The sequence below is a fragment of the Hymenobacter guriensis genome (assembly GCF_015773195.1).
Lineage (GTDB): Bacteria > Bacteroidota > Bacteroidia > Cytophagales > Hymenobacteraceae > Hymenobacter > Hymenobacter guriensis.
The window spans coordinates 83254-106574 of record NZ_JADWYK010000012.1; the positions used below are offsets into that span (position 1 = coordinate 83254).

Below are 23321 nucleotides of genomic sequence, written 5' to 3' on the forward strand. Positions count from 1 at the left end.
CGCTGCCATAATGGTGACGGGGCTTTTTCAGCTGATGTTATCCTATCTGCTTTTTACTCCTTGCGCACGCGCTCCAGTACCAGCTGGTTCATGGGGTTGGGCGTGAGGCCCTGCACGTTGTTCTGGGTGAGGCGCACCACTTCGTCGTAGTACAGGGCAATGACGGGGCTTTCTTCCACGATAATGCGGTCCATCTGCTGGTAAAGCGCGTAGCGCTTCTGCACGTTCTGCTCGCGGTTCGCCTGTTCGTAGAGCTGGTCGTAGCGGGCGTTGCGGAAGTGGGTTTTGTTGGGGCCGGCCGGGGCGAAGTTCTTGCTGTAGAATAGCGCCAGGTAGTTTTCGGCGTCGGGGTAGTCGCCTAGCCAACTGCGGGTGAAGAAGGCAGCGCGGCCATTGTCTACCAGCTCGCCGTGGGCCGCGCCCTGGTTTACATCAATGTCGACTTCCACCCCTACTTCGGCCCACTTTTTCTGATAGTACTCGCAAAACTCCTTGGTTTCGGCCACGGTGTTCAGGCGCAGGCGCAAGGGTTTGCCGGGACCGTAGCCGGCGGCGGCCAGCAGCTGCCGCGCTTTCTGGGGCTGGTAGGTGTAGCCCGGCACCAGCTGCTGGCTGAACGAAGGCAGCGAAGCGGGCACAAAGCCCGACGAGCCCGGCTTGCCCACGTTGTTGAGGAAATAGGCCAGAAACTCGGGCTTGTTGAGGGCATAATTCAGCGCCTGGCGCACCCGCTTGTCGCGCAGGGCGGGGTTGGCAGCCTCCCCGCGCAGGTTGGCGGGGTCCTGCTGAATGCCGATGTACTCGGTGTTCAGATAAGGTACTTTCTGCAGCCGGAACTTGCCCCGGAAGTCTTCCCGAATAGTACCGTCGGGGTACATGATTAAGTCGCGGGAGCCGCTGCGGATGCCGCTCAGGAAATCGAGCTTCCCCTGCATGAAGGTGAGGAACTCGGTTTTACGGTCCTGGATAAAGCTGATCTGCACCGCGTCTAGGTATGGCAGCCGCTGACCCCGGGCATCCTTTTTCCAGTAGGTAGGGTTGCGGTGGTAGATGATGGCGTTTCCCTCGTCCCACTCCCTGAACCGGAACGGCCCGGTGCCCACCGGATGCTCCCGGAAGTCCTTGCCCCACTTCTGCACGGCCTCACGCGGTACCACGTAGGCGTAAGGCATCGTCAGAATGCCCAGAAACGGAATGAACGGCTCCTTGAGATGAATGCGCAGCACGGAGTCGTTTACGGCTACAAAGGCCGTGTCGCGCGGCTCGCCCTGGGCATCTTCAATCACCTTGCCCCGGAAAATCCAGCCTCCGGAGCTGGCCGTGGTTTTGTCGAGCAGCCGCTTGAAGCTGTACACGAAATCCGGAGCCGTGACGCGCCGTCCCTTGCCGCCCGCAAAAACCTCGGAATCGTGGAAGTACACATCGGGCCGCAGCCAGAAGGTGTACGTTTTGCCGTCGGGCGAAATGGCGTAGCGCCGGGCCACCGAGGGGCCGGGCTTGAGGGAGTCGTCGAGCTCCACGAGGCCGTTGTAGAGTTGGGTGACGGCCCAGGTATTGGCCTGGTTGCGGGCAAAGGCCGGGTCCAGCGAGGTCAGGCTTTCGGGCTGGTTGTAGCGAAACACGCGGCGGCTGTCGGTGGGCTGCGCCGGCCCCGAGCAGGAAGCCAGGGCAGCAAGCAGCACGAACACAGAACCGGTAGCCGGGCGCAAAGTCGAAAGCATGGGAAAGGCGGAATCACGTATATTTGTAGCAAAGGTACCCGGTCTGCCCAATGCGCTCTGCACCCGGGGCAGCTCTTTCTTTTCTGCCTGAATTTGAGATAAGCTAATGGCTAACCGCTAGTAGCTAACAGCTTTAACCACATGGGAAAAATCATTGCGGTAGCCAATCAGAAGGGCGGGGTGGGCAAAACCACCTCTTCGATCAACCTCGCGGCCTCCCTGGCAGCGCTGGAGTATCGGACCCTGCTCGTGGATGCCGATCCGCAGGCCAACGCCACCTCCGGCGTGGGCTTCGACCCGAAGGATATCCAGAACAGCATCTACGAGTGCATGGTGGACGGCATCAATGCCCAGGACATCATCCTGCAAACCAACGTGCTGCCCCACCTCGACCTCATGCCTTCCCACATCGACCTGGTGGGCGCCGAGGTGGAAATGATTAACCTGCCCAACCGGGAAGAGAAGATGAAAGACGCGCTGCGGCCCCTGGCCGATCAGTATGACTTCATCATCATCGACTGCTCGCCTTCCCTGGGCCTCATCACGGTGAATGCCCTCACGGCCGCGCACTCCGTCATTATTCCGGTGCAGTGCGAGTACTTTGCCCTCGAAGGCCTGGGCAAGCTGCTGAATACCGTCAAAATTATTCAGAGCCGCCTGAACGAGGAGCTGGAGATTGAGGGCATCCTGCTCACGATGTACGACGTGCGCCTGCGCCTGAGCAACCAGGTAGTAGAGGAAGTAAAGCTCCACTTCCAGCAGCTGGTGTTCGATACCATCATTCCGCGCAACGTGAAGCTTTCGGAGTCGCCCAGCTTTGGCATTCCCGTTATCCTGCACGACGCCGAGAGCAAGGGCTCTATCAGCTACCTGAACCTGGCCCGCGAAATCGTGGAAAAGAACTCGGTGGACGCTACGCCGGAAGCCGCCGAGGACAGCGCGGCGTAACCAACTATATAGCGCCCCGGCTCCGGCCGGGGCTTTTTTATGGTTGAGCTTGCTGCCCGAATTTTTCCGGCAACTGCCCACCAAAAAATGTATTTGCCGGTCCTGTTAGCCATTTACCGGCTCCTACCCGTAGGATACTCACCAGTTTCTTCCCGTAAAAATTGGGCTGACTAACTGATAAGCAGTAAATTCAGGTCTCCGACAGGAGCCTTTCCGGCCCATCATCCTTTCAAACGTTTCCTTGCTGTGCGTTCTTTAGTACTCTGTTCACTGGTAGCCGGGCTTTGTGTGGTCGACGCGGCAGTAGCAACGGCCGGCGGTGCGCCGGTGGTTTCGGCGGCGCCCGCGCAGGGTGCCGGCACGGGCCTCACGGCCAGCTACTTCAACAACGGCACGCTGGCCGGCTCACCCGCCATGCGCCGCATCGATAAAACCCTGGATTTCCGCTGGGGCATGAATCCGCCGGCCCCGAACATCCCAGCCGATTACTTTTCGATTCGCTGGGAAGGGCTGCTGGCCGCGCCCACCACGGGCACTTACCGCTTCGTAGCCGTAACCACCGACGAGGTGCGCCTGTGGGTGAACGGCCGCAAGGTGCTGGACACCTGGGGCGGCCGCAAAGCCGACAGCGGGGACGGCTTCATTCAGCTGGCGGCCAACGAAAAGACCACGTTCAAGCTGGAATTTGCGGCGGGCGAAGGCGACGCCAAATTTCAGCTCCAGTGGATGCCGCCCGGCCGCGCGCCGCAGGTTATTCCGACCGGGAACCTGTATCCCAACGGCTCTACCCTGATGCCCGACCCGGAGCCCGGCACGGCCCCGGCGGTAGCCGCCGCTGCTCCAGCTCCGGCCCCGGCTGCCCCGGCCAAGAAAAAGGAAAAAGTAGAGCGCAAGCCCCCGGTGCCCAAAACCCCGGTGGTAGCTGCCGCCAAGCCAGCCCCGGAGCCTGCCAAGCCGGTAGCCAAAGCCGAGAAGCCCGTTGCCAAAGCGGAGAAACCGGTAGCTAAAGCCGAGAAGCCTGCCAAAGTTACCCCGCCCCCACCGCCACCGCTGGAGCCGGCTATTTATATCCTGACCTCGCGCACTACGGGTCGGCCGCTGGAAGTTGATGACCCCAGCCGCCCCAATATGCGCGCCTACCAGCCACTGCCTGTGGGCACGGCCGTAGAGCCCAGCACCACGCCGCAGTGGCGCATCGAGAGCCTGAACAATGGCTTCTACCGTCTGATGGTGCCCGGCAACAGCCGGGTGCTGGAAGTACTGGGCAGCTCTACGTCCAACGGCACGCCCATGAACCTGTGGCCCTACTACAGCGGCAACAACCAGATCTGGCGCATCGAGCCCGTAGACAGCGGCTACTATAAAATCATTGCCAAGCACAGCAACAAGGCACTCACTGCCCGCGACTCTACCGACAGCGGCGTACAACAGTGGCGCTACCGCGACAATGAAAACCAGCACTGGAAGCTGCAGAAAATAACGCCGCCCAAAACCGACTTCTCGCGCCTGGCGGTAAACCGGCCGGGTATCGGCACCAACAACATGAGCATCTATCCTAATCCCAGCAACGGAGTAGCTCAGCTCACCTATACGCTTAAGGAGGAAACGCCCGTAGGGTGGGTGCTTTACAGCCAGCAGGGCGCCGTAGTGCGCGTGTCGGACTACCGGCGCCGGCCCGTGGGGACCCAGCTTCAGACGCTGGAGTTTACCGATCTGCCCCCCGGCGACTATTCTTTGCACCTCACGGTAGGCACCTCCACCACGCGCCATCAGCTGCTGATCCGGCAGCCCAGCGCTACGGCTACCGGGGCCAGTGCCACTGAATAAAGTCAATCCAGCGCCGGGTTTACGTACCAGCCGGGCCGCCCTATCAGCCGATAGGGCGGCCCGGCTTTTTTTACGCCAGGGCATCTCGAGCAACCTTACACAGGTCGCTTCCGGCCGGGGCCAACAAAATTTCCTGACCTTCCCCGGCGTTTATGTATTTTTGAATCCTGCTTTTGCCCGAAGTTGGGTGAAAGCGCATTGCAGGTATGTCAGAGAAACCCGAAGAGAAGTCGACGCCGGCAGCGGCACCGAAGCGTAAAATTGGTGGGCTGGGCCGGGGCCTGAATGCCCTGATTGAAGGCAGCTACGAGAAAAAGAGCGAGCGGCTGGTGTCGCACCCCGTCAACTCGGTGGGGCTGATTCCGGTGGGCCAGATCCAGGCCAACCCCTATCAGCCGCGCACCCACTTCGACCAGGATGCCCTGCAGGAGCTGGCCGAGAGCATCAAGGTGCAAGGCATCATCCAGCCCGTGACGGTGCGCCAGACGGGCACCAACGCCTACCAGCTCATCAGTGGGGAGCGGCGCCTGCAGGCCTCCAAGCTGGCCGGTCTGGACGCCATTCCGGCTTACATCCGCAAGGCCGACGACCAGCAGATGCTGGAAATGGCCCTGATTGAGAACATTCAGCGCGAAAACCTTAACGCCATCGAAATTGCGCTTAGCTACCAGCGCCTGGTGAGCGAGTGCAACCTCAAGCAGGAAGAGCTGGGCGACCGGGTAGGTAAAAACCGCTCGACGGTAACCAACTACCTGCGCCTGCTCAAGCTTCCGCCTGATATCCAGATTGGCCTGCGCGACGCGGTTATATCCATGGGCCATGCCCGGGCGCTTATCAGCATTGATGACACTGAGCAGCAACTGGCCTTGTTTCGCCGCATTGTAGCCGAGGAGCTGTCGGTGCGCCGGGTGGAGCAACTGGTGCGCAACGGGGGCAGCACGGCCAAGCCGGGCACACCCGAGGCTCAGCCTACGGAGGAGCAGAGCCTGCACATTCCGGTGGCTGAGCTGCGCCGCACGGAGCGGCATTTGTCGGAGCGGTTTGGCTCCCGCGTGATGGTGAAGCCAGGTCCACAGGGACGGGGTGAAATCAAAATTGCTTTCGACTCGGTAGAAGACATGCAGCGTATTCTGCACATTCTGCAACCAGCATAACTTCCTTATGGCCTCGAACCCGCGTGTTTTTTTGGTTGTGTTGCTGGCCGCCGGGCTGCTAACCCACGCGGGCCAAGCTCAAACCGTAACGGCCGGCCCCGATTCGACACAGCTGTCGGCGCCCAAAGCGGTAAAGGACTCCAGCCGCCGCACCGAGAAGTTTCTGGGCTGGCACGTAACGCGGCCTAAAAAGGCGGCGCTACTGTCGGCTATGTTGCCCGGTGCGGGCCAGATCTACAACCGTAAATATTGGAAGTTGCCGCTGGTATATGGGGCGCTGGGCTTTACCATTGGCACCGAGTTGGTCTACCAAAAGTATTACAAAGAGTACTCCATCGGCCTTGAGGCGCGCAAGCGCGGCAACCCGGACCCCGGCCCCAATTCCAGCAAGGAAACTTCAGCTGACAACGTACGCGTCAAATTAGACCGTTTTCGCCGAGGCCGCGACATCTGGATAGCCTACTCGGCCGTGGCGTATACCCTTAACATCGTGGACGCCTTAGTAGATGCACATTTGCGCGACTTCGACATCAGCGACGACCTGAGTCTGCAGTGGCAGCCGGATGTGCTGCGTGTGCCTACGGCCCCCTATACGCCCGGCGTGGCGGTTTCCCTTACGTTGAAATCCAACAAGAAGTAAATGAAGATTCTGCTGATTGGCTACGGCAAAATGGGACGGGCACTGGAAGCCCAGGCCCAGACGCGCGGCCACCAGATTGTGGGCATCGTGGACCCGGCCCGGCCAGACGTGCGCATCACCGATTTCACTCCGGCCCAGGCCGACGTGGCCATTGAGTTTACCCACCCCGATGCGGCCTTCCAGAACGTGGTAACTACGCTGCGTCAGGGTATTCCGGTAGTATGTGGCTCCACGGGCTGGCTGCATCACTTCGAGGAGGCCCGCGCCGTGGCCCAGCAAACGGGCACGGGCTTGTTTTATGCCTCCAACTACAGCGTGGGCGTGAACCTGTTCTTTCACTTCAACGAGTACCTGGCGGCCAAAATGCACCAGTTTGGCGGCTACGACGTGCGGGTACGCGAAATTCACCACGTACACAAGGTAGACCAGCCCAGCGGCACGGCTCTTACCACCGCTCAGGGCATCATGCAGCATTTCCCTACTAAAACCACCTGGCGCAACGAGCCCACCACGGCCGCGCACGAGCTGGCGGTGCTGTCGGAGCGCGAAGGGGAAGTGGTAGGCACGCACGAGGTAACGTACACCTCCGCCCTCGACACCATAGAGCTGCGCCACGAAGCCCACAGCCGAGACGCCTTTGCCCAGGGCGCCATGCTGGCCGCGGAGTGGCTGCCGGGCAAGGCCGGCATTTTTGGGATGAAAGATTTGTTGGGACTGTAAATGGGTTTGTGGTTGAATGGCTGATTGTTGACTTATTGCTTTTCCAGCCTGCCCGCTTTGCTTTTGTTCCAGGCGCAGCAGCGGGCCGCCCTCAACTCTTACCTGTCTTAACCATGCAGCCGCGTAACCATATAACCATTTAGCCATTCACCTCATGGCCGTAAAATTCTGGGACAAACGTCCCGAAACGGAAACCGCTCCTAAAAAGCCCAAAAGCGTAGCCCGCGAGTGGGGTGATGCCATTCTGTTTGCCGTAGTGGCCGCCACACTCATCCGTTGGGCCACCTTCGAGGCGTACACCATCCCTACGCCCTCCATGGAAAACTCACTGCTGGTGGGCGACTACCTGTTTGTGAGCAAGCTGCACTACGGTCCGCGCACGCCCCAGACGCCCTTGCAGGTACCCCTCACGCACCAGACCATCTGGGGCACCAACATTCCGAGCTACTCCGATGCCATTCAGCTGACTTCCCATCGTCTGCCCGGCTTTTCGGAAGTGAAGCGCAACGATGTGGTGGTTTTCAATGTACCTTTTGAGAAGCAGCACCCCGCCGATTTGCGCACCAACTACATCAAGCGGTGTATTGGCATTCCCGGCGACCAGATAGAAGTGCGCCAGGCCCAGGCATACATCAACGGCAAGCCGGCCACTAACCCGCCTCACTTGCAAACCAGCTACTCACTCTACACCGATGCACCCGTACGGCCGGAAATCTTCCGTGAGCAGGGCATTGTGGAGTACGATGCGGCCAACGGCGTGCCTATGCCCGGCTACGCCGGCGACACGGTGTTTTACAGCCCGGTGCACATGACCACAGAAGCGGCTGATTTCCTGCGTAAGCAGCCTTTCGTGAAGCGCCTTGTGGAGCAGCGCTTGCCGGCCGGCGTACCCGACCCGGCTGTGTTCCCCAACTCAGTCGACTTTCCGGCCGCCGCTCCCCTGAGTGCCACTACGCGCCCCTGGAACGCCGACAACTACGGCCCGCTGCAAATTCCGAAGGAAGGCCAGACCGTGCAGATTTCGCCCGAAAACGCGGGTATCTATTTCAAGATCATCGGTCAGTATGAGCATGTACCCGGCATCAGCTGGCAGAACGGCACCATCTACCAGAACGGCCAGGCACTGACCAGCTACACCTTCAAGCAGGACTACTACTTCATGATGGGCGACAACCGCCACAACTCCCAGGACTCGCGCTTCTGGGGCTTTGTGCCCGCCGACCACATTGTGGGCAAAGCGGTGCTCATCTGGCTTTCCGTTGACCCCAACGCCCCCAGCTTCTTCAGCAAAATCCGCTGGAGCCGCCTGTTCCACCTCATCGATTAAACCACGGATTCGCTCGGATTCCACGGATTTTGTGGACGATTGTCCAGCAACAAAAAAAGCCTCGCACAGTGCGAGGCTTTTTTTGTTGCTACTCCTCATGAAACAGCTGCCGACTGCACCAACTACAAAATCCGCGTAATCCGATGAATCCGAGCGAATCCGTGGTTCCGGCTACCACACGATGGGCTCCTGGCCGTGCTGGGCGAGGTAGGCGTTGGCTTGGCTGAAGGGTCGGGAGCCGAAAAAGCCCCGGTCGGCGGCGTAGGGCGAGGGGTGCGCGGCCTTGAGCACCAGGTGCTTCCTGGTGTCGATGATTTCGCCCTTCTTCTGGGCGTAGGCGCCCCATAGAATAAAGACCACGTTTTCCTTCTGCTCCGATACCTGCTGAATGGCGGCGTCGGTGAACTGCTCCCAGCCTTTTTTCTGGTGAGAGCCCGGCTCCCCGGCACGCACCGTGAGCGTGGCATTCAGCAGCAGTACGCCCTGCCGGGCCCAGCGGTCCAGATTGCCGTTGGGCGGCGGCGGCGTGGCCGGAATATCCTCCTGCAGCTCCTTGAAAATATTTTGCAGGGACGGCGGCGTGCGCACCCCCTCTGCTACCGAAAACGACAAGCCGTGCGCCTGACCGCGACCGTGATAGGGGTCCTGGCCCAGAATAACCACCTTCACAGCGTCGAAAGGGCAGGATTCGAAGGCGTGAAAAATCTGAGGGCCGGGCGGGTACACGGTGGCCGTGGCGTACTCCCCGCGCAGAAACGTGGTGAGGTGCTGGAAATAAGGCTTTTCAAACTCTGGCTGCAGGGCCTTGCGCCAGCTTTCTTCTATCTTTACCGTCATTGGAATAACATTTCTGGTCGGTTGGAGTGGGCCGAGGCATTCGGACTTGCGTAGATAAACCAAATTCCGCAACCGGGTGTTACTTTCATTCCACCGCTTTGCCTTGCCGACATGAATACCATCAGTACGCAGGGAGTAACCGTGAGTGTTACGACCAACTATCTGCCCGACTATTCCAGCCCCAGCCAGGAACACTACGTCTTTGCGTATAAAATTGCTATCCGCAACGATAGCGAGTACACCGTGAAGCTCTTACGCCGCCATTGGTACATCTACGACGCCAACGGTGTGGTGCGTGAGGTGGAAGGCGAAGGAGTGGTAGGCCAGCAGCCCGTGCTGGAGCCCGGCGAGTCGCACCAGTACGTATCGGGCTGCAACCTGAAGACGGGCGTGGGCAAGATGCGCGGCACGTACCAGATGGAGCGCCTCGTGGATGGCAGCCACTTCGATGTGGACATTCCCGAGTTCACGCTCATCGTCCCGTTCCGGTTGAACTAGTATAGTGGGGGTCTTAGGGACTTGGGGACTTGGTTGATGTTCTGAAAAACAACAGTTCGTTGAACATCAACCAAGCCCCTAAGTCCCTAAGTCCCTAAGTCCCCTATCCTCTTGCTGCACCAGATTCTTAGCTACTTCCGGTTTTTGCTCCGCTCGGGGAACGCGCATGGGCTGCATTCCCCGTTCGTTTTTGGGCTCTACGCACACGTCATCAACCACGACGGGGAATTCGCGGCCTTTGCGGCCATCGAAAAGCGTCGCCGGAAGCTATTGGCCAGCTCGGAGGTCCTGACAGTGCGGGACTTTGGGGCCGGCTCACACACGGGCGCCGGCCGCCAGCGCCGCGTGCGCGACATTACCCGCACAGCTGCTAAGCCGCAGCCGTTGGCTCAACTGTTATTCCGGCTGGTGAACTGGCGGCAGCCGCGCACCGTGGTGGAGCTGGGCACGTCCCTGGGCCTCACTACTGCCTATCTGGCCGCCGCCAACTCACGGACACAAGTACTCACGTTTGAGGGCTGCCCCGCCACGGCGGCTGTGGCCCGGCAGACTTTCCAGGAGCTTAAACTGAATAACATTCAGCTCATCGAAGGCAACCTCGACGAAACCCTGGCCCCAGCCCTGGCCCAGTTAAGTCAGTCGTTGGATTTTGCCTTTTTCGACGGCAACCACCGCTACGAGCCCACCATGCGCTACTTCGAGCAGTGCCTCCGTTACCGCACCGACGAGAGCCTGTTCGTCTTGGACGATATTCACTGGTCACCGGAAATGGAACGAGCCTGGGCCGCCATCAAGCAGCACCCCGAGGTGACGCTCACCATCGACCTGTTTTTCGTGGGCTTGGTATTTTTCCGAAAAAGTCAGCCGAAGCAGCATTTCGTGCTTCGCTTCAACCACACTGTGGATAAGCTATTGGAGCGCACACGGTGGCTGTCGGCTTGAGTCCCGCGTCATTGCGAGCAGTGGGAAGCAATCCACCCTGAGTAAAATCAGAAACGCTCTTCTACCAGAAAGCCCTTACTCGTGCGCAACGAGTAAGGGCTTTTCACATTTTAGGGCGTTGTGTATTGCTCCGGGCGGATTGACGCCGCTTTATACGCGGAATGTCCATCGTCCTCGCAATGACACCGGTTTTTACCGCACGGCGTCGCGTACCCGCGTCAGCTTTATCAGTAAGTCTTCCAGCTGCTGGAGCGGGAGCATATTGGCGCCGTCAGATTTGGCGGTGGCGGGCGTGGGGTGCGTTTCGATGAACAGGCCGTCGGCGCCCACGGCAATGGCGGCTTTGGCAATGGTTTCGATAAGCTGGGGCATGCCGCCCGTTACGCCGCTGCTTTGGTTGGGCTTTTGGAGGGAGTGCGTTACGTCCATCACTACGGGCACCCCGAAGCTGCGCATCGCGGGCAGGTTGCGGAAGTCCACCACCAGGTCGGAGTAGCCGAAGGAGTTGCCGCGGTCCGTCAGAATTACGTGCTCATTGCCCGACTGGCGCACTTTATCCACCGCAAACTGCATGGCCTCCCCGCTCAGGAACTGACCTTTTTTGATGTTGACCACCTTGCCCGTCTGGGCCGCCGCAATCAGCAGGTCAGTCTGCCGGCACAGGAACGCCGGAATCTGCAGCACGTCCACGTACCCGGCGGCCAGCGCGGCCTCATCCGATTCGTGAATATCCGTAACCGTGGGCACTCCGATTTCTTGACCTACTTTCTGCAGAATTTTCAATGCTTTTTCGTCGCCAATACCGGTGTAGGAATCCAGGCGGGAGCGGTTGGCCTTGCGGTAGGAGCCTTTGAAGATGTACGGAATCTGCAGCTTGTCGCAGAGGGTGCGCACCTGCTCGGCAATGCGGAGGGCCATGTCTTCGCCCTCAATCACGCAGGGCCCGGCCATCAGAAAAAACTGGCCGGAATTGGTATTGCGAAAGTGCGGTAGCGCGTTGGCGAGAGTTTCAATCATGGGGAGAAGAGGAATGAGGTGACACGTAACAGGTAAAAGGTGACACGTGACAGGCAGAAGAAACACCAACTGTTTTGAGTTTGTCACGTGTCACCTTTTACCTGTTACGTGTCACTTCTTTTTCAAACAGATGAACAGCTCCCTCCCCTGCCGGGGCTTGAGCGAGTTGGTGGCAGTTTCAAAATGCTTGAACTCAAAGTACGGCGCAAAGTACGACCGATACTCTTCCCGCGTGCCGCCAAACGGCGGGCCAGGCTGACTGAACTCCGTATCGAAGAGCAGGCCCGTGAGCGTACCGCCCGGCCGGAGCAGATGAGCGCACTGCCGGGCGTAGTCGGGGCGCAGAGCGGGGTCGAGGGCGCAGAAGAAGGTTTGCTCCACGATAAGATCATAGGGCGGCGCAGGCTCCAACGCGAAGAAATCCTGCAGCAACAGGTGCGCGGCCGGGAAATCGGGCACGCGCTGCTGTAGGTCCCGGAGCGGCTGCGGAGCCACGTCGACCACAAATACCTGGGGCCAGCCCTGGCGGTGCAGGTACTCGGCTTCGTAGGCCCGGCCGGCCCCGGGAATGAGAATGCGCCGGGCATCGGGCGGACCCAGCTGCGCGAAATACTCGCGTAGGGGCGGTGTTATAGCGCCGGCGTCCCAGCCAGTCTGGCCGAGGGCGTAGCGCTGCTGCCAGTAGGCGGCATCGAGAGCAGATTCAGGCGACATATTCGGGCAGGATTGTACCTTGGGGCTTGCCCAGGTACGGAACTCCGTTATTTTTGCCTGAAGGTACTGCCCATCCCGGATTGTCCGGTCTCTCACCTAACCTCTTTGTAATGGAACAAAATCAAACCCCGGAGCCCAAGAACAACAGCCGCGTGCTGCTGATTGTCGCCCTGATTCTGGTGCTGTTGGGCATCAACGGTGTCCTTTTCTACATGAACCAGCAGAAAGGCAAGCAGAACGAGCAGCTCACGGCCGATGTAAAAGCCAAGGATGTAAAGCTGGAGGAGCAAATCAAGCAGTATGAGGCCCTGAAGGCTGATTTTGAGCGCCAGAGCCAGGAAATGCAGGGCATGGGGTTGGCCAACGACTCGCTGAAAAACCGCATTGCCTCCATCAACGCCGACCTGCTGAAGCTCCGCTCCTTCCGCGCCGGTTCGTTTACCATCACCGATCAGAAGCGCTTCCGCGACCGGGCCGCCAACTTCGAGCGTCAGCTGCGGGTGAAAGACGAGGAAATTGCCAAGCTGAAGGCCGATAACGAGGCCCTCTACACCGAAACCACCACGCTGAAGGAGCGCCAGAACAAGCTGACCGACACCATCAGCACCATTGCCCGCACCAACCAGGAGCTGACGGACAAAGTCAATATTGCCTCGCGCCTGCAGGCCGAAAACATCCGTGTGAACGTTATCAACAGCCGCGGCAAGGAAAAGGACGACGACAACGACGAGTTCAAGGCCAAGCGCGTGGAGAAGGTGAAAATCAACTTCAACCTGGCTCGCAACGACGTAGCCCCCAAGGAAACCAAGCAGATTATGCTCCGCCTGATTGAGCCCGACGGCTCGGCCCTGTACAACCTGAGCACCGGCGGCGGCACCTTCATGGTGGATGGCGCGGAGGCGTTCTACACGTCCAAGCAGGAAGTGGTTTTCGACAACACCAAGCAGGGTATCCAGTTTGTGTACGCCAAAGGTGCCGACTACAAGCCCGGTCCCCATACCATCGAGCTGTATGCCGACGGCTACCTGATCGGCACCTCTAAGTTCACGCTGAAGTAAGAACCACGGATTGGCTACGCCGAACTTCGTTTCGCACGGATTTATCGGAGTCCACGGATTTTTTGGACGATTCTCCAGCAACAAAAAAGCCTCGCAGTGCGAGGCTTTTTTGTTGCTTATATGTTACCGGTACTAATTGCGCCGTCCACGAAATCCGTGGAATCCGATAAATCCGCGCGAAACGAAGTTCGGCGTAGCCAATCCGTGGTTCCGTCGATTTAACGAAACTGCTGCTCGAATTCATCCAGCTTTTTGAGGGTGCCGCTGATGTTTTCGGTGAACATGACGACCACGGAACCTTCCGGGGCATTTTGCAGCGCGTAGTCGATGGCCTCCATTTCGTTTTCGATGTAGCGGATGGGCACCTCCGGCTTGTCGAGCTGCAGGCCGCGCGTCATAATTTCGCGCAGCTGCTCGGCGGTTTTACCCCGTAAGTCGCGGTCCTGGCGCAGGATAACTTCATCGAACATGCGGCCCGCAATACGTGCGAAGCCCAGCGTGTCCTCATCGCGCCGGTCACCCAGGCCTGACACCATCCCGATTTTGCGCGTAGCGGGCGTCTGGTTCAGGAACTCCTCGAATTTTCCGATGCCGTGCGTGTTGTGAGCATAGTCCACAATGACTTCGAACTTCGGAAACTTGTACACGTTCATACGGCCCGGCGTTTTGGAGCCGGAGGGCACGAAGGTGCGTAGGGCAGTCTTAATCTCATCTTTCTCAAAACCGCACAGGTAGCCCGTTAGAGCGGTGGCCAGCGAGTTTTCGATGTTGAAGCGGGCACGGCCCCCAAACGTCACCGGGAATTCCGCCGCGTGGTCGATGCGCAGCTTGTAGGAGTTCTTGTAGATGCTCACGTAGCCTTCTTCGTACACGGCCGCCACGCCGCCGTTTTCCACGTGGTCGAGGATGCGCGGGTTGTTTTCATCCATGCTGAACAGCGCCACGCGGCACTCCAGCTTTTCGCGCATGGCGTACACCAGGTCGTCGTCGGCGTTGAGCACGGCCCAGCCGTTTTTGCGCACCGTGCGCGGCAGCACGCCCTTCACAGCGGCCATTTCTTCCACCGTATGGATGTCGCGCATGCCCAGATGGTCGGCCGCGACGTTGGTTACCACGGCAATGTCGCAGGTATGGAAGCCGAGGCCGGAGCGCAGCATACCGCCGCGGGCCGTTTCGAGCACCGCGAAGTTCACGGTAGGGTCTTTGAGCACGAACTCCGCGCTTTGCCCGCCGGTACAGTCGCCTTTCTGCAGCTGCTTGCCTTGGATGTAGATGCCGTCGGTAGTAGTGAAGCCTACTTTGTAGCCCTTGGAAGCCACCATGTGCGCAATCAGGCGCGTAGTAGTAGTTTTGCCGTTGGTACCCGTAATGGCAATGATGGGAATACGGGCGGTGCTGCCGCGCGGAAACAGCATATCCACCACCGGCGCAGCCACGTTGCGCGGCAGCCCCTCGGTGGGGGCAATGTGCATCCGGAAGCCTGGGGCAGCATTTACTTCGATTACCGCCCCGCGCGTTTCATTCAGCGGAATAGCAATATCGGTCGTCAGCAAGTCAATGCCGCAGATATCCAGGCCCACAATGCCCGCTACCCGCTCGGCCAGCAGCACGTTATAAGGGTCCACGATGTCCGTCACGTCGGTGGCAGTGCCGCCAGTGCTGATGTTGGCCGTGCTTTTCAGGTAAAGCATCTGCCCGGCCGGCAGCACCGACTTCAAGGTCAGCCCCTGCCCTTTCAGGATATCCAGCGTGTGCTTGTCGGCTTTGATGCTGGTAAGCACCTTTTCGTGGCCCACACCCCGGCGCGGGTCTTTGTTTACTTCCTCAATCAGCTGCTGCACGGTGCTGGTGCCATCGCCCTTCACGGCGGCGGGGGTGCGCTTGGCGGCGGCCACCAGCTTACCATTTACCACCAGCAGGCGGTAGTCGTCGCCCACGATAAGCTGCTCCACAATCACGGCCCGCGAGTACACCTGTGCGGCTTTCAGGCCAGCTACAGCATCTTTCCAGTTGGTGATGTTGATGGTAGCGCCCTTGCCGTGGTTTCCGTCGAGCGGCTTGGTCACGATAGGGAAGCCCAGGTCGTCGATGGCGTCGCGCAGGCCGGCCTCGGAGTAGACGGTAGTACCGTTGGGCACCGGTACGCCCGCATTGCGGAGCAGAGCCTTGGTGCGGTTTTTATTGCCAGCCACTTCTACCCCGGCGTGTGAGGTGTAGCTGGTGGTGGTAGCCCAGATGCGCTTTTGATTTACGCCGTAGCCCAGTTGAATGATGCTGCTGTCCTGCAGCTGAATGTAGGGAATGTTGCGCGAAGCCGCCTCGGCTACAATGCTGTAGGTGCTCGGGCCGAAAAACTCTTCTTCCCGGATGTCGTGCAGCTCGGCCACAATGGGCTTGATATCGACCTTCTGCTTGCGGCACAGCGCCTCCACAATCTCCACGGCAGCCTTGCCCGCTACGCGCCCGGCTCGCTCCTCCTGGTAGGCAAACACTACGTACTCTACGCCAGCTTCGTGCGCCGGGTACGATTTGCCCCAGTGTACCGTCATGCCGGCCAGGCGCTGCAGCTCCAGCGCCACATGCTGGATGACGTGGCCCAGCGGCTCGCCATCGGCCAATAGCTCCTGGGTGAGCGGTGGGTGCTTGAGGGCCTGTGGCGTAGCGTAGGCGGTGTGGGTCTGGGGCTGGCCCAGGTCGGGCAGCAGCTTGGTGAGGCGCTTGTCGAGACCCGAGAAGGCATTCGACCACTTATCGGCCAAATCTTCCAGGTCTACTTTCATCACAATAATCTTGTGGTGCTTCACCGACCAATAGCTCGGCCCGCGCATAGTGCGGAGGTCAACAATCTTCATATAAGCGAAAGAAGGAGAGAACAGGGTTTTGTGCGCGGTTGTACGGGCTACCGAAATGTAGGGATTCCCGCCCGGGAAACCTGCGGCTACCTTTTTTTCTCTTTTTTTCTTCTTTTCTGGCAAGTGGGCGCGCAGCTCGTGTTATTGACGCCTTTACTTTAGCCCTGAGCCATCAGGCACAAAAAAAGCCCCAGCCGGGGCTAATCGACTGGGGCACTCATCCATACCTTCCAGAAAACAGGAAATAGCAGGTAAGAAGAGGTGACGAGCGGATTCGAACCGCTGTAGGAGGTTTTGCAGACCTCTACCTAGCCACTCGGTCACGTCACCGGGCTTTTGAGGTTGCAAACTTACAACCTTAATATGGCTTCCACCAAACCCCGCAGCGGTTTTTCCGGCAATGAAGGGTAAGTAGCTGGCCATGTGTCATAAAAAAAGCCCCGGCGCATGCCGGGGCTTTTCTTGCAATCCAGAAGCAGGGCCGCTTAGGCGTTCTTCTTCTCTTCAGCGTTATCGTCGGCTTTCTCGTCGCTCGACAGGGCGTTTTTCACCGTGTCTACTACGTCGCCGGCTACTTCCTTGGCTTTCTCCACGATACCGGAGTGCGAAGCAGCTTCTACTACGTCGCTGGCTACTTCTTTAGCTCTCTCTACAATGCTGGAGTGCGAGGCAGCCTCCACGGCATCCCCCGTTACTTCCTTCACCTTGTCGAAAGCGGCCGAAGCAGCACCAGCTACAGCGGCGAAGATGCCACCTTCTTCGGCAGTGGGAGCTTCGTCAGCTTTGGCAGGAGCTTTTTTGTCGGCCTGCGTCTTCAGCTTCTGCTCACCAGCCTCACGCTCGTTGCCCATCATTTTGTCGCGCAGGGCGCTGAGGGCGTCGAGGTCACCGAGGGTTGATTTCTCAGCGGCAGCGGGCTTCTTCAGGTCGCTCAGCTTGCCTTCACCCTGCGAAGCAGCGGCACCGGCACCGCCGGCAGGCTTCTTCTTGGCGAACTTGGCGTTGCGGCTGTCTTCATCGGCCTGCTGGTTGTAAGCAGCGGAGTGCGACAGCACGATGCGGCGGTCGTCCTTCGAGAACTCAATCACGCGGAAGTCCAGCGTTTCGCCGTTTTCAGCCTGCGTGCCATCTTCTTTGGCCAGCGACTTAGGATAGGCGAAGCCTTCGATGCCGTAGGGCAGCTCGAGCACGGCACCGCGGTCGGTTTTCTCCGTGATGGTAGCCTTGTGAACCGAACCAGGGGTGAATACCGTCTGGAACGTATCCCAGGGGTTTTCTTCCAGCTGCTTGTGGCCCAGGGCCAGGCGGCGGTTGTTCACGTCCAGCTCCAGAACTACTACGTCCAGACGGTCGCCAACCTTTACCACTTCCGAAGGGTGTTTCACCTTCTTGGTCCACGACAGGTCGGAAACGTGTACGAGGCCATCAACGCCTTCTTCCAGCTCTACGAACAGGCCGAAGTTGGTGAGGTTACGCACGAGGCCGTTGTGCTTGGTACCCACGGCGTACTTCGAGCCAAAGTCACCACGCGTCCAGGGGTCTTCGCTCAGCTGCTTGATACCCAGGCTCATCTTGCGGTCTTCGCGGTCGAGGGTCAGAATCTGCGCCTCTACTACGTCGCCCTGCTTGATGAAGTCCTGCGGGTTGCGCAGGTGCTGGCTCCAGCTCATTTCCGAAACGTGGATCAGGCCTTCTACGCCGGGCACGATTTCCATGAAGGCACCGTAGTCGGCCACGTTCACGATGCGACCCTGCACTTTCGAGCCGGGCTGCAGGTCCTGGGGCAACGAATCCCATGGGTGGGGAGTCAGCTGCTTCAGGCCCAGAGAAATACGCTTCTTGGCTTCGTCGAAGTCCAGAACTACGATGTTGAGCTTCTGATCGAGCTGCAGTACCTCCGAGGGGTGCGCAATGCGGCCCCACGAAATGTCGGTGATGTGCAGCAGGCCGTCTACGCCGCCGAGGTCGATGAACACACCGAAGTTGGTCATGTTCTTGATAACGCCCTCGAGGATCTGGCCTTTCTCCAGGTTGTTGAGGATGGCTTCGCGCTGCTTCTCGAGGTCTTTCTCGATCAGGACTTTGTGCGAAACAACCACGTTGTCGAAAGCGGCGTTGATTTTCACCACCTTCACTTCCATGCGACGACCCACGTAGATGTCGAAGTCACGGATAGGCTTCACGTCAATCTGCGAGCCGGGCAGGAAGGCTTCTACGCCGTCCAGGTCCATGATCAAACCACCTTTGGTACGACGCTTTACCACGCCTTCCAGCACGGTGTCGTTTTCCAGGGCGTCGTAAATGGCTTTCCAAGCCTGCTTGATCTTCGCCTTCTTACGCGAGAGGATCAGCTGACCGTTCTGATCTTCCTGGTCTTCAATGAACACCTCAACCTCATCACCAACTTTGAGGTCGGTCAGGTCGCGGAATTCGGAAAGGGGCACCAGGCCATCGGATTTGAAGCCGATGTTGAGGATAACGTCGCGGTCGGTGATGCCTACCACGATGCCTTTTACTACTTCTTCTTCCTGTACCGTCGTGAGGGTCTCACCGTACATCTGCTCCATTTCGGCGCGCTGCTCGGCGGTATAGTTACCTCCGAAGCTGTTCGCTCCGACGTTGTCCCAGTCAAAGTTGTCTACTACTTCTGCCATGATATTATGCAGTGGCCCTCGTATACACGTCCGGCGCAGGGCCCGCCTCCGGAACGCGTTTTTGTTTGATACACAGCGCACTTACGCCGGCCCGTCACCCTGGCGGGGGCGCAAAGATAAGGATTGGAAGGCAGAGTTTTTGTATCTACAGCAAGTTCTCGTTAGAAGTCTCGCTCATCCCTTTTACAATACCAATGAGGGTCACAACCTGTAGTTACACAGCCGCCTAATTTCAGCTTATTATGTTTTGCGCGTTGCATCACTCTATTGCTTGGAAAACCATAGACAATTGGAATAGTAGCGTCCTGCTTTTTGCAATAAGGGCATTCATTTCCTTTTTGATTATTAAAGTGGCAACCAATAGGAAAGTTGATATTTACGGATGTAGCCTGTCCGGAAGTAATTTTCACCTGCATTATAGTAGTATCTCTAAAACCAATGCTTTTAATGTTTAGACGATATACGCCGATAGGAATGTTATAAATCTTAAAGCTGCCATCCGGTTCTGATAACGTTCCTAAATCTAGATCCGGAAACCATATCTGAGCTGATGCGGAGAAACCTTGCTTTGTTATTCTATTGAAAAGCATTCCTTGCAAGGAACCAGTTTGTGCGAATAGGTTTCCCATATCTATTAAAACCAGCAAACACACCAGAGAAATTCTCATATATCTTCAGAGCCTTTAAATAGGTAGCATTAAAGATAATCGTAACATCACAAAAAAGCCTCACAATCATGTGAGGCTTTTTTGTGATGTTACGATTATCTACCGCCGCCCCAGCTCCCGCAAATGGGCTACGTGCGATGCCACGGCGTAGCGCATCTTGGGGTACTCGTGGTACTCGATGTTGAACTCCTCGCACATCTGGCGGATGATTTTATTCAGGGCCGGATAGTGGACGTGGGAGATGGTAGGGAAAAGGTGATGCTCAACCTGGAAGTTAAGGCCACCTACGAGCCAGCTGATGAGCTTGCTGTCGGTAGCGAAGTTGGCGGTGGTTTTGATCTGGTGGATGGCCCACTCGTCCTCAATCTTGCGGGTGGTTTCGTGGGGCACTACAAAGTCGGTATGCTCTACGGTGTGGGCCAGCTGAAACACGATGCTGAGCGTGAAGCCCGCCACGCAGGCAAAGGCCCCGAAGCCAATCAGCCAGCTCCAGAAACCTACGGTATAGATGGGCAGGGCTACAAACAGGCCCAGGTGCAGCACCTTGAAGCCCCAGAACACGCCCTGGTCGGTGGCGGACATTTTCTTGATGGGCATTTCGCCGATTTTGCCTTTGAAATACTTCTGGTAGTCCATGAAGAAAATCCAGGCAATGAACAGCAAGGCGTAGAAAAACCAGAAGTACAGGTGCTGAAAGCGGTGCAGAAAGCGGCGGGGCTGCTCGGGGCTGAGGCGCAGCCAGGGTTGGGCGTCGAGGTCGTCATCCACACCTTCCACGTTGGTGTACATGTGGTGGATGAGGTTGTGCTTCATGTTCCACATAAAGGAGTTGCCTCCCATTACGTTGAGCGTGAAAGCCGCAAACTGGTTCACGAATTTCGACTTGCTGAAAGAGCCATGAGCCCCGTCGTGCATAACGTTGAAGCCAATGGCCGCGCCAATGAGGCCAAGTGCAATGCATTCTGCCACAGCCAGCAGGGCCGGTGGCGTCCAGAACACGAGGTGCAGATACACGGCTACAAAAGCCGACGTCAGCAGAACAGCTTTGAAAAACAGGCTTTTACCGCCGGTGGTGGATTTGCCGGCTTCCTGGAAATACGCGTTGGTGCGGCGCTTCAGCTCCTGGTGGAAAGAGCGGGACGCGGAAAATTTGGGTGGCTGCATGAAGGAAATGGAAAAGAAACGGCCGTAAAGGTACCGTCATCTACGGCGCCAGCACGCCGCTGGACTGAAAAAGCCGGATTTTGTAAACCGCTGCCGCTGCTGGTTTCCAGCAAAGCGCACCCGGCTAAGTAGCCCTATGACAGGAACCACCCGGGAATCGTTCAGCCAGCAGGCAGCGGCGGGCGCAGCAGAGCGGTTACCCGCCTGCTTTATTGTCTGATGTAAGCAGCAGCTACCGGGCGGCTACCTCTCCCCCGCTCGGTAGCGGCAGGCCGGGTTTCAGCAGGCCCCGCAACTCCCGGAGCGGTACAAACAGCCGGATTTCGCCGAAGGCATACGCGGCCACTTCGTAGGGCACGTAGATAAATACCGCGCCTCCGCTGGTCAAATACACGTTGTGGGTAACGGCTAGCGGCTCTTCAAAGATGACCTCGGAAAGCGAGGCACTTGGCGCCAGCTGATAGGCGCGCCGCAGGGCGGCGGCCAGCAGAGGCCGCAATTTTTCATCGGAGCCAGGCCGGAAAATCTCCTCGTAGGTAAGGCGGCGGCCGGTGCGCGTGTCGAAGCTGGCGACTGTGGTGCCGTAGTTGCCGTGGGCACCGCCCGTGAAGCTGTAGTGGTAGAAACCCAGGCTCAGCAGCGGCGCCTGATTCCAGAGCACGTGGGCAAAATGCTGCTCCTCGTAGTTCAGGCCGATACCGAACTCCGGATAATCGGTGGAGTCGCCGGGCGCGGGCCGCACGGCGGCCATGTCCTGGCGGTAGTCCTGGGCGTGGGTGCGCCGGAGCTGCTGCCAAAAAGCCGTCAGCGCGGGCACCGGCGCATCGGGCAGGGTGTCGCCGCGCAGGCCGCGCACCATGTGGGCCGCGAGGGCGGTGGAGGCCGCGCCGCCTGCCAGGGGTTCTAGGGCCAGCACGCTCAGGCGGGCGCGGGGCGAGTTGGGTAGCTCCGGAAACGCCACCACGGAGTCCTGCAGAAAAACGCTACGGAACCCAAGACTGCCGGCCGGCCGGGCCAGGCGTAGCTGCACTGGTTTTCCATCCCAGGTGCCCACCAGCGCCCGGCCCTGGCGCCGCAGCCGCCACGCCGGACCATTGGCGCCCGGCTCCGGCGCGTGCTCGGGGCTGAAATCAACCAGCACCACGCTATCCGGAGAGGCACTGCCCCGGCCGCCCAGCTGGTAGGGCTGCCCGTCGGAGCCGGCGTAGGTGCCCAGCAGGCCTTCGGTTTCGGTGTCGCCGGGGCGGCTTGGCCAGGTTTGCAGGTGCAGCGTAATGGAGTCGGCGGAGCCGGGCAGCACGCCCCGGTACTGCGCGTAGGTGGCCCCGGGTGAGTCGGGCGTTGCAGTAGCCGCAGGCGCAGTAGCTGGAGGGCTCGTGGTTGTGGCCTGGTCGGCGTCGGCGGAGCGGGAACGGCAGGACAGGGCCGCTAGGCTCAGGGCACCAATGAAAAGGAAACGGGTAGTTGACATAGCCCGGCAAACGTACGCAGCCTCCGTTTAGCACGCGTAAGCTCTACCGTGTACATAATACGGGCCTTAGCTGATCTACGGCCTAGCTGGCCGCGTATGTACCAACACTGATTTCCACAACTCTCCACACCACACTTCATGAGCTACATCACCGCCGGCCGCGACGTAAACGGCCACGACATAAAGTTGCATTACATTGATCAGGGCGAAGGCGACCCTATTGTGCTGATACACGGCTGGCCCGCTACCTATGAAATGTGGGAGTACCAGCTGGCCGAGCTGCCCAAGCATGGCCACCGCGTGGTAGCCTACACCCGCCGGGGCTTCGGCAACTCCTCCAAAACCTGGGAAGGCAACGACTACGACACCTTTGCCGACGACCTGAAAGCCGTGCTCGACGAGCTGAACCTGCAGAACGTAACGTTGGTGGGTTTCTCGATGGGTGGGGGCGAAGTAGCCCGCTACATGGCTAAATACGGCGGGGCCCGCGTTTCGCGGGTGGCTTTCGTTTCGGCTGTTACTCCCTTCCTGTTGCAAACCGATGACAACCCCGATGGCGCGCCCAAAGCCAACTTCGATAAGATGGTGGAAGGCATCCGCAAAGACCGGTTCGACTTTCTGGCTACGTTCGGCAAGCAGTTCTTCGGGGTAGGCACCATCAGCCACCCCGTCAGTAATGCTACGCTGAACTGGATGCAGGCCATGTGCCAACTCGCCTCGCCCCGCGCCACTGAGCAGTGCGTGTACGCCTTTGCTGCCACGGACTTCCGCCAGGATCTGAAAACCATCAAAGTGCCCACGCTGGTTATTCACGGCAGCGACGACGCCACCGTGCCCGCCAAAGTAAGCGGGGAGCGGATGACGCAGTTTGTGCCCCATGCCCAGTTTGTGGAGTACAGCGGGGCCCCACACGGCCTGTTCATCACCGAAAAGGACCGCCTCAACCACGACCTGCTTCAGTTCGTGGGCGGCACCAAAGTCACGAACTCCAACGCCTTCGCCTGGTAATATTCCCGCCCGCTTCGGGTTTGTTGCGCCGCCGGCTCCTGATTTTCCGGGAGTTGGCGGCGCTTTTTATGGGCGGCTTCTTCTACCTGCCAGTTGGGAAA

General features: G+C 58.9%; 19 protein-coding genes and 1 tRNA gene. 10 read left to right on the top strand and 10 right to left on the bottom strand.

Annotation, left to right across the window (positions count from 1 at the left end; translation table 11 throughout):
• Positions 1–53: 53 nt before the first annotated feature.
• On the bottom strand, positions 54–1721 hold the full coding sequence (locus I5L79_RS17490; RefSeq protein WP_196956363.1) for an ABC transporter substrate-binding protein: 1668 nt from the start codon (positions 1719–1721) through the stop codon (positions 54–56).
• A gap of 141 nt (positions 1722–1862) precedes the next feature.
• Here I5L79_RS17490 and I5L79_RS17495 point away from each other — a divergent pair, with 141 nt between their 5' ends.
• The 6 genes from I5L79_RS17495 (at position 1863) to lepB (ending at position 8337) form a co-directional block, all read left to right on the top strand.
• The gene (locus I5L79_RS17495) at positions 1863–2669 is read left to right on the top strand and encodes a ParA family protein (protein ID WP_196956364.1); all 807 of its coding nucleotides are present in this window, start codon (positions 1863–1865) and stop codon (positions 2667–2669) included.
• 246 nt (positions 2670–2915) lie between these two features.
• A complete protein-coding gene (locus I5L79_RS17500) occupies positions 2916–4496 on the top strand; it encodes a PA14 domain-containing protein (RefSeq protein ID WP_196956365.1) in 1581 nt (526 codons plus the stop codon).
• Between the two features lie 206 nt (positions 4497–4702).
• On the top strand, positions 4703–5650 hold the full coding sequence (locus tag I5L79_RS17505) for a ParB/RepB/Spo0J family partition protein (RefSeq protein ID WP_196956366.1): 948 nt from the start codon (positions 4703–4705) through the stop codon (positions 5648–5650).
• Positions 5651–5657: 7 nt separating this feature from the next.
• Positions 5658–6290 (top strand): DUF5683 domain-containing protein, encoded by a 633-nt coding sequence (locus I5L79_RS17510; RefSeq protein ID WP_196956367.1) that lies wholly within the window; start codon positions 5658–5660, stop codon positions 6288–6290.
• Positions 6291–7010, top strand: coding sequence for a 4-hydroxy-tetrahydrodipicolinate reductase (dapB, locus tag I5L79_RS17515; protein WP_196956368.1), 720 nt, complete (start codon positions 6291–6293; stop codon positions 7008–7010).
• Between the two features lie 154 nt (positions 7011–7164).
• Positions 7165–8337 carry a signal peptidase I gene (gene lepB / locus I5L79_RS17520; protein WP_196956369.1) on the top strand — a complete coding sequence of 391 codons (1173 nt, stop codon included), beginning with the start codon at positions 7165–7167 and terminating at the stop codon, positions 8335–8337.
• Positions 8338–8508: 171 nt separating this feature from the next.
• On the opposite strand, the gene I5L79_RS17525 is transcribed toward lepB, so the two are convergent.
• On the bottom strand, positions 8509–9174 hold the full coding sequence (locus tag I5L79_RS17525) for a uracil-DNA glycosylase (RefSeq protein ID WP_196956370.1): 666 nt from the start codon (positions 9172–9174) through the stop codon (positions 8509–8511).
• Positions 9175–9285: 111 nt separating this feature from the next.
• On the opposite strand from I5L79_RS17525, the gene apaG reads away from it, so the two are divergent.
• Both apaG and I5L79_RS17535 read left to right on the top strand, forming a co-directional pair.
• Positions 9286–9672 carry a Co2+/Mg2+ efflux protein ApaG gene (gene apaG, locus I5L79_RS17530; RefSeq protein ID WP_196956371.1) on the top strand — a complete coding sequence of 129 codons (387 nt, stop codon included), beginning with the start codon at positions 9286–9288 and terminating at the stop codon, positions 9670–9672.
• Between the two features lie 111 nt (positions 9673–9783).
• Entirely contained in the window at positions 9784–10614 is an 831-nt protein-coding gene (locus I5L79_RS17535) for an O-methyltransferase (protein WP_196956372.1), read from the top strand.
• A gap of 192 nt (positions 10615–10806) precedes the next feature.
• Here I5L79_RS17535 and kdsA read toward each other — a convergent pair whose 3' ends face one another.
• Both kdsA and I5L79_RS17545 read right to left on the bottom strand, forming a co-directional pair.
• Complete coding sequence (kdsA, locus tag I5L79_RS17540) at positions 10807–11631, bottom strand: 3-deoxy-8-phosphooctulonate synthase (protein WP_196956373.1); 825 nt, start codon at positions 11629–11631, stop codon at positions 10807–10809.
• A gap of 111 nt (positions 11632–11742) precedes the next feature.
• Positions 11743–12345: a methyltransferase domain-containing protein gene (locus I5L79_RS17545; RefSeq protein ID WP_196956374.1), complete on the bottom strand. Its 603-nt coding sequence runs from the start codon at positions 12343–12345 to the stop codon at positions 11743–11745.
• A gap of 110 nt (positions 12346–12455) precedes the next feature.
• Between I5L79_RS17545 and I5L79_RS17550 the strand changes: the two genes are divergently transcribed.
• On the top strand, positions 12456–13403 hold the full coding sequence (locus tag I5L79_RS17550) for a hypothetical protein (protein WP_196956375.1): 948 nt from the start codon (positions 12456–12458) through the stop codon (positions 13401–13403).
• Between the two features lie 218 nt (positions 13404–13621).
• Here I5L79_RS17550 and cphA read toward each other — a convergent pair whose 3' ends face one another.
• The 6 genes from cphA to I5L79_RS17580 form a co-directional block, all read right to left on the bottom strand.
• Complete coding sequence (gene cphA, locus I5L79_RS17555) at positions 13622–16255, bottom strand: cyanophycin synthetase (RefSeq protein ID WP_196956376.1); 2634 nt, start codon at positions 16253–16255, stop codon at positions 13622–13624.
• Positions 16256–16514: 259 nt separating this feature from the next.
• Positions 16515–16585 (bottom strand) — tRNA-Cys (locus I5L79_RS17560).
• Positions 16586–16740: 155 nt separating this feature from the next.
• Positions 16741–18909, bottom strand: coding sequence for a 30S ribosomal protein S1 (gene rpsA, locus I5L79_RS17565; protein ID WP_231403183.1), 2169 nt, complete (start codon positions 18907–18909; stop codon positions 16741–16743).
• A gap of 161 nt (positions 18910–19070) precedes the next feature.
• The gene (locus I5L79_RS17570; RefSeq protein WP_231403184.1) at positions 19071–19538 is read right to left on the bottom strand and encodes a carboxypeptidase-like regulatory domain-containing protein; all 468 of its coding nucleotides are present in this window, start codon (positions 19536–19538) and stop codon (positions 19071–19073) included.
• 138 nt (positions 19539–19676) lie between these two features.
• Positions 19677–20741, bottom strand: coding sequence for a fatty acid desaturase family protein (locus tag I5L79_RS17575; RefSeq protein ID WP_196956378.1), 1065 nt, complete (start codon positions 20739–20741; stop codon positions 19677–19679).
• Positions 20742–20973: 232 nt separating this feature from the next.
• The gene (locus tag I5L79_RS17580; protein WP_196956379.1) at positions 20974–22212 is read right to left on the bottom strand and encodes a DUF3298 and DUF4163 domain-containing protein; all 1239 of its coding nucleotides are present in this window, start codon (positions 22210–22212) and stop codon (positions 20974–20976) included.
• Between the two features lie 138 nt (positions 22213–22350).
• Between I5L79_RS17580 and I5L79_RS17585 the strand changes: the two genes are divergently transcribed.
• The gene (locus I5L79_RS17585; RefSeq protein WP_196956380.1) at positions 22351–23220 is read left to right on the top strand and encodes an alpha/beta fold hydrolase; all 870 of its coding nucleotides are present in this window, start codon (positions 22351–22353) and stop codon (positions 23218–23220) included.
• Positions 23221–23321 lie beyond the last annotated feature (101 nt).

Bases quoted from the DNA above. Each gene is read 5' to 3' on its own strand.
- I5L79_RS17490 (WP_196956363.1), bottom strand. From the start codon at position 1,721: ATGCTTTCGACTTTGCGCCCGGCTACCGGTTCTGTGTTCGTGCTGCTT.
- I5L79_RS17495 (WP_196956364.1), top strand. From the start codon at position 1,863: ATGGGAAAAATCATTGCGGTAGCCAATCAGAAGGGCGGGGTGGGCAAA.
- I5L79_RS17505 (WP_196956366.1), top strand. From the start codon at position 4,703: ATGTCAGAGAAACCCGAAGAGAAGTCGACGCCGGCAGCGGCACCGAAG.
- I5L79_RS17510 (WP_196956367.1), top strand. From the start codon at position 5,658: ATGGCCTCGAACCCGCGTGTTTTTTTGGTTGTGTTGCTGGCCGCCGGG.
- dapB (WP_196956368.1), top strand. From the start codon at position 6,291: ATGAAGATTCTGCTGATTGGCTACGGCAAAATGGGACGGGCACTGGAA.
- lepB (WP_196956369.1), top strand. From the start codon at position 7,165: ATGGCCGTAAAATTCTGGGACAAACGTCCCGAAACGGAAACCGCTCCT.
- I5L79_RS17525 (WP_196956370.1), bottom strand. From the start codon at position 9,174: ATGACGGTAAAGATAGAAGAAAGCTGGCGCAAGGCCCTGCAGCCAGAG.
- apaG (WP_196956371.1), top strand. From the start codon at position 9,286: ATGAATACCATCAGTACGCAGGGAGTAACCGTGAGTGTTACGACCAAC.
- kdsA (WP_196956373.1), bottom strand. From the start codon at position 11,631: ATGATTGAAACTCTCGCCAACGCGCTACCGCACTTTCGCAATACCAAT.
- I5L79_RS17545 (WP_196956374.1), bottom strand. From the start codon at position 12,345: ATGTCGCCTGAATCTGCTCTCGATGCCGCCTACTGGCAGCAGCGCTAC.
- I5L79_RS17550 (WP_196956375.1), top strand. From the start codon at position 12,456: ATGGAACAAAATCAAACCCCGGAGCCCAAGAACAACAGCCGCGTGCTG.
- cphA (WP_196956376.1), bottom strand. From the start codon at position 16,255: ATGAAGATTGTTGACCTCCGCACTATGCGCGGGCCGAGCTATTGGTCG.
- rpsA (WP_231403183.1), bottom strand. From the start codon at position 18,909: ATGGCAGAAGTAGTAGACAACTTTGACTGGGACAACGTCGGAGCGAAC.
- I5L79_RS17570 (WP_231403184.1), bottom strand. From the start codon at position 19,538: ATGGGAAACCTATTCGCACAAACTGGTTCCTTGCAAGGAATGCTTTTC.
- I5L79_RS17575 (WP_196956378.1), bottom strand. From the start codon at position 20,741: ATGCAGCCACCCAAATTTTCCGCGTCCCGCTCTTTCCACCAGGAGCTG.
- I5L79_RS17580 (WP_196956379.1), bottom strand. From the start codon at position 22,212: ATGTCAACTACCCGTTTCCTTTTCATTGGTGCCCTGAGCCTAGCGGCC.
- I5L79_RS17585 (WP_196956380.1), top strand. From the start codon at position 22,351: ATGAGCTACATCACCGCCGGCCGCGACGTAAACGGCCACGACATAAAG.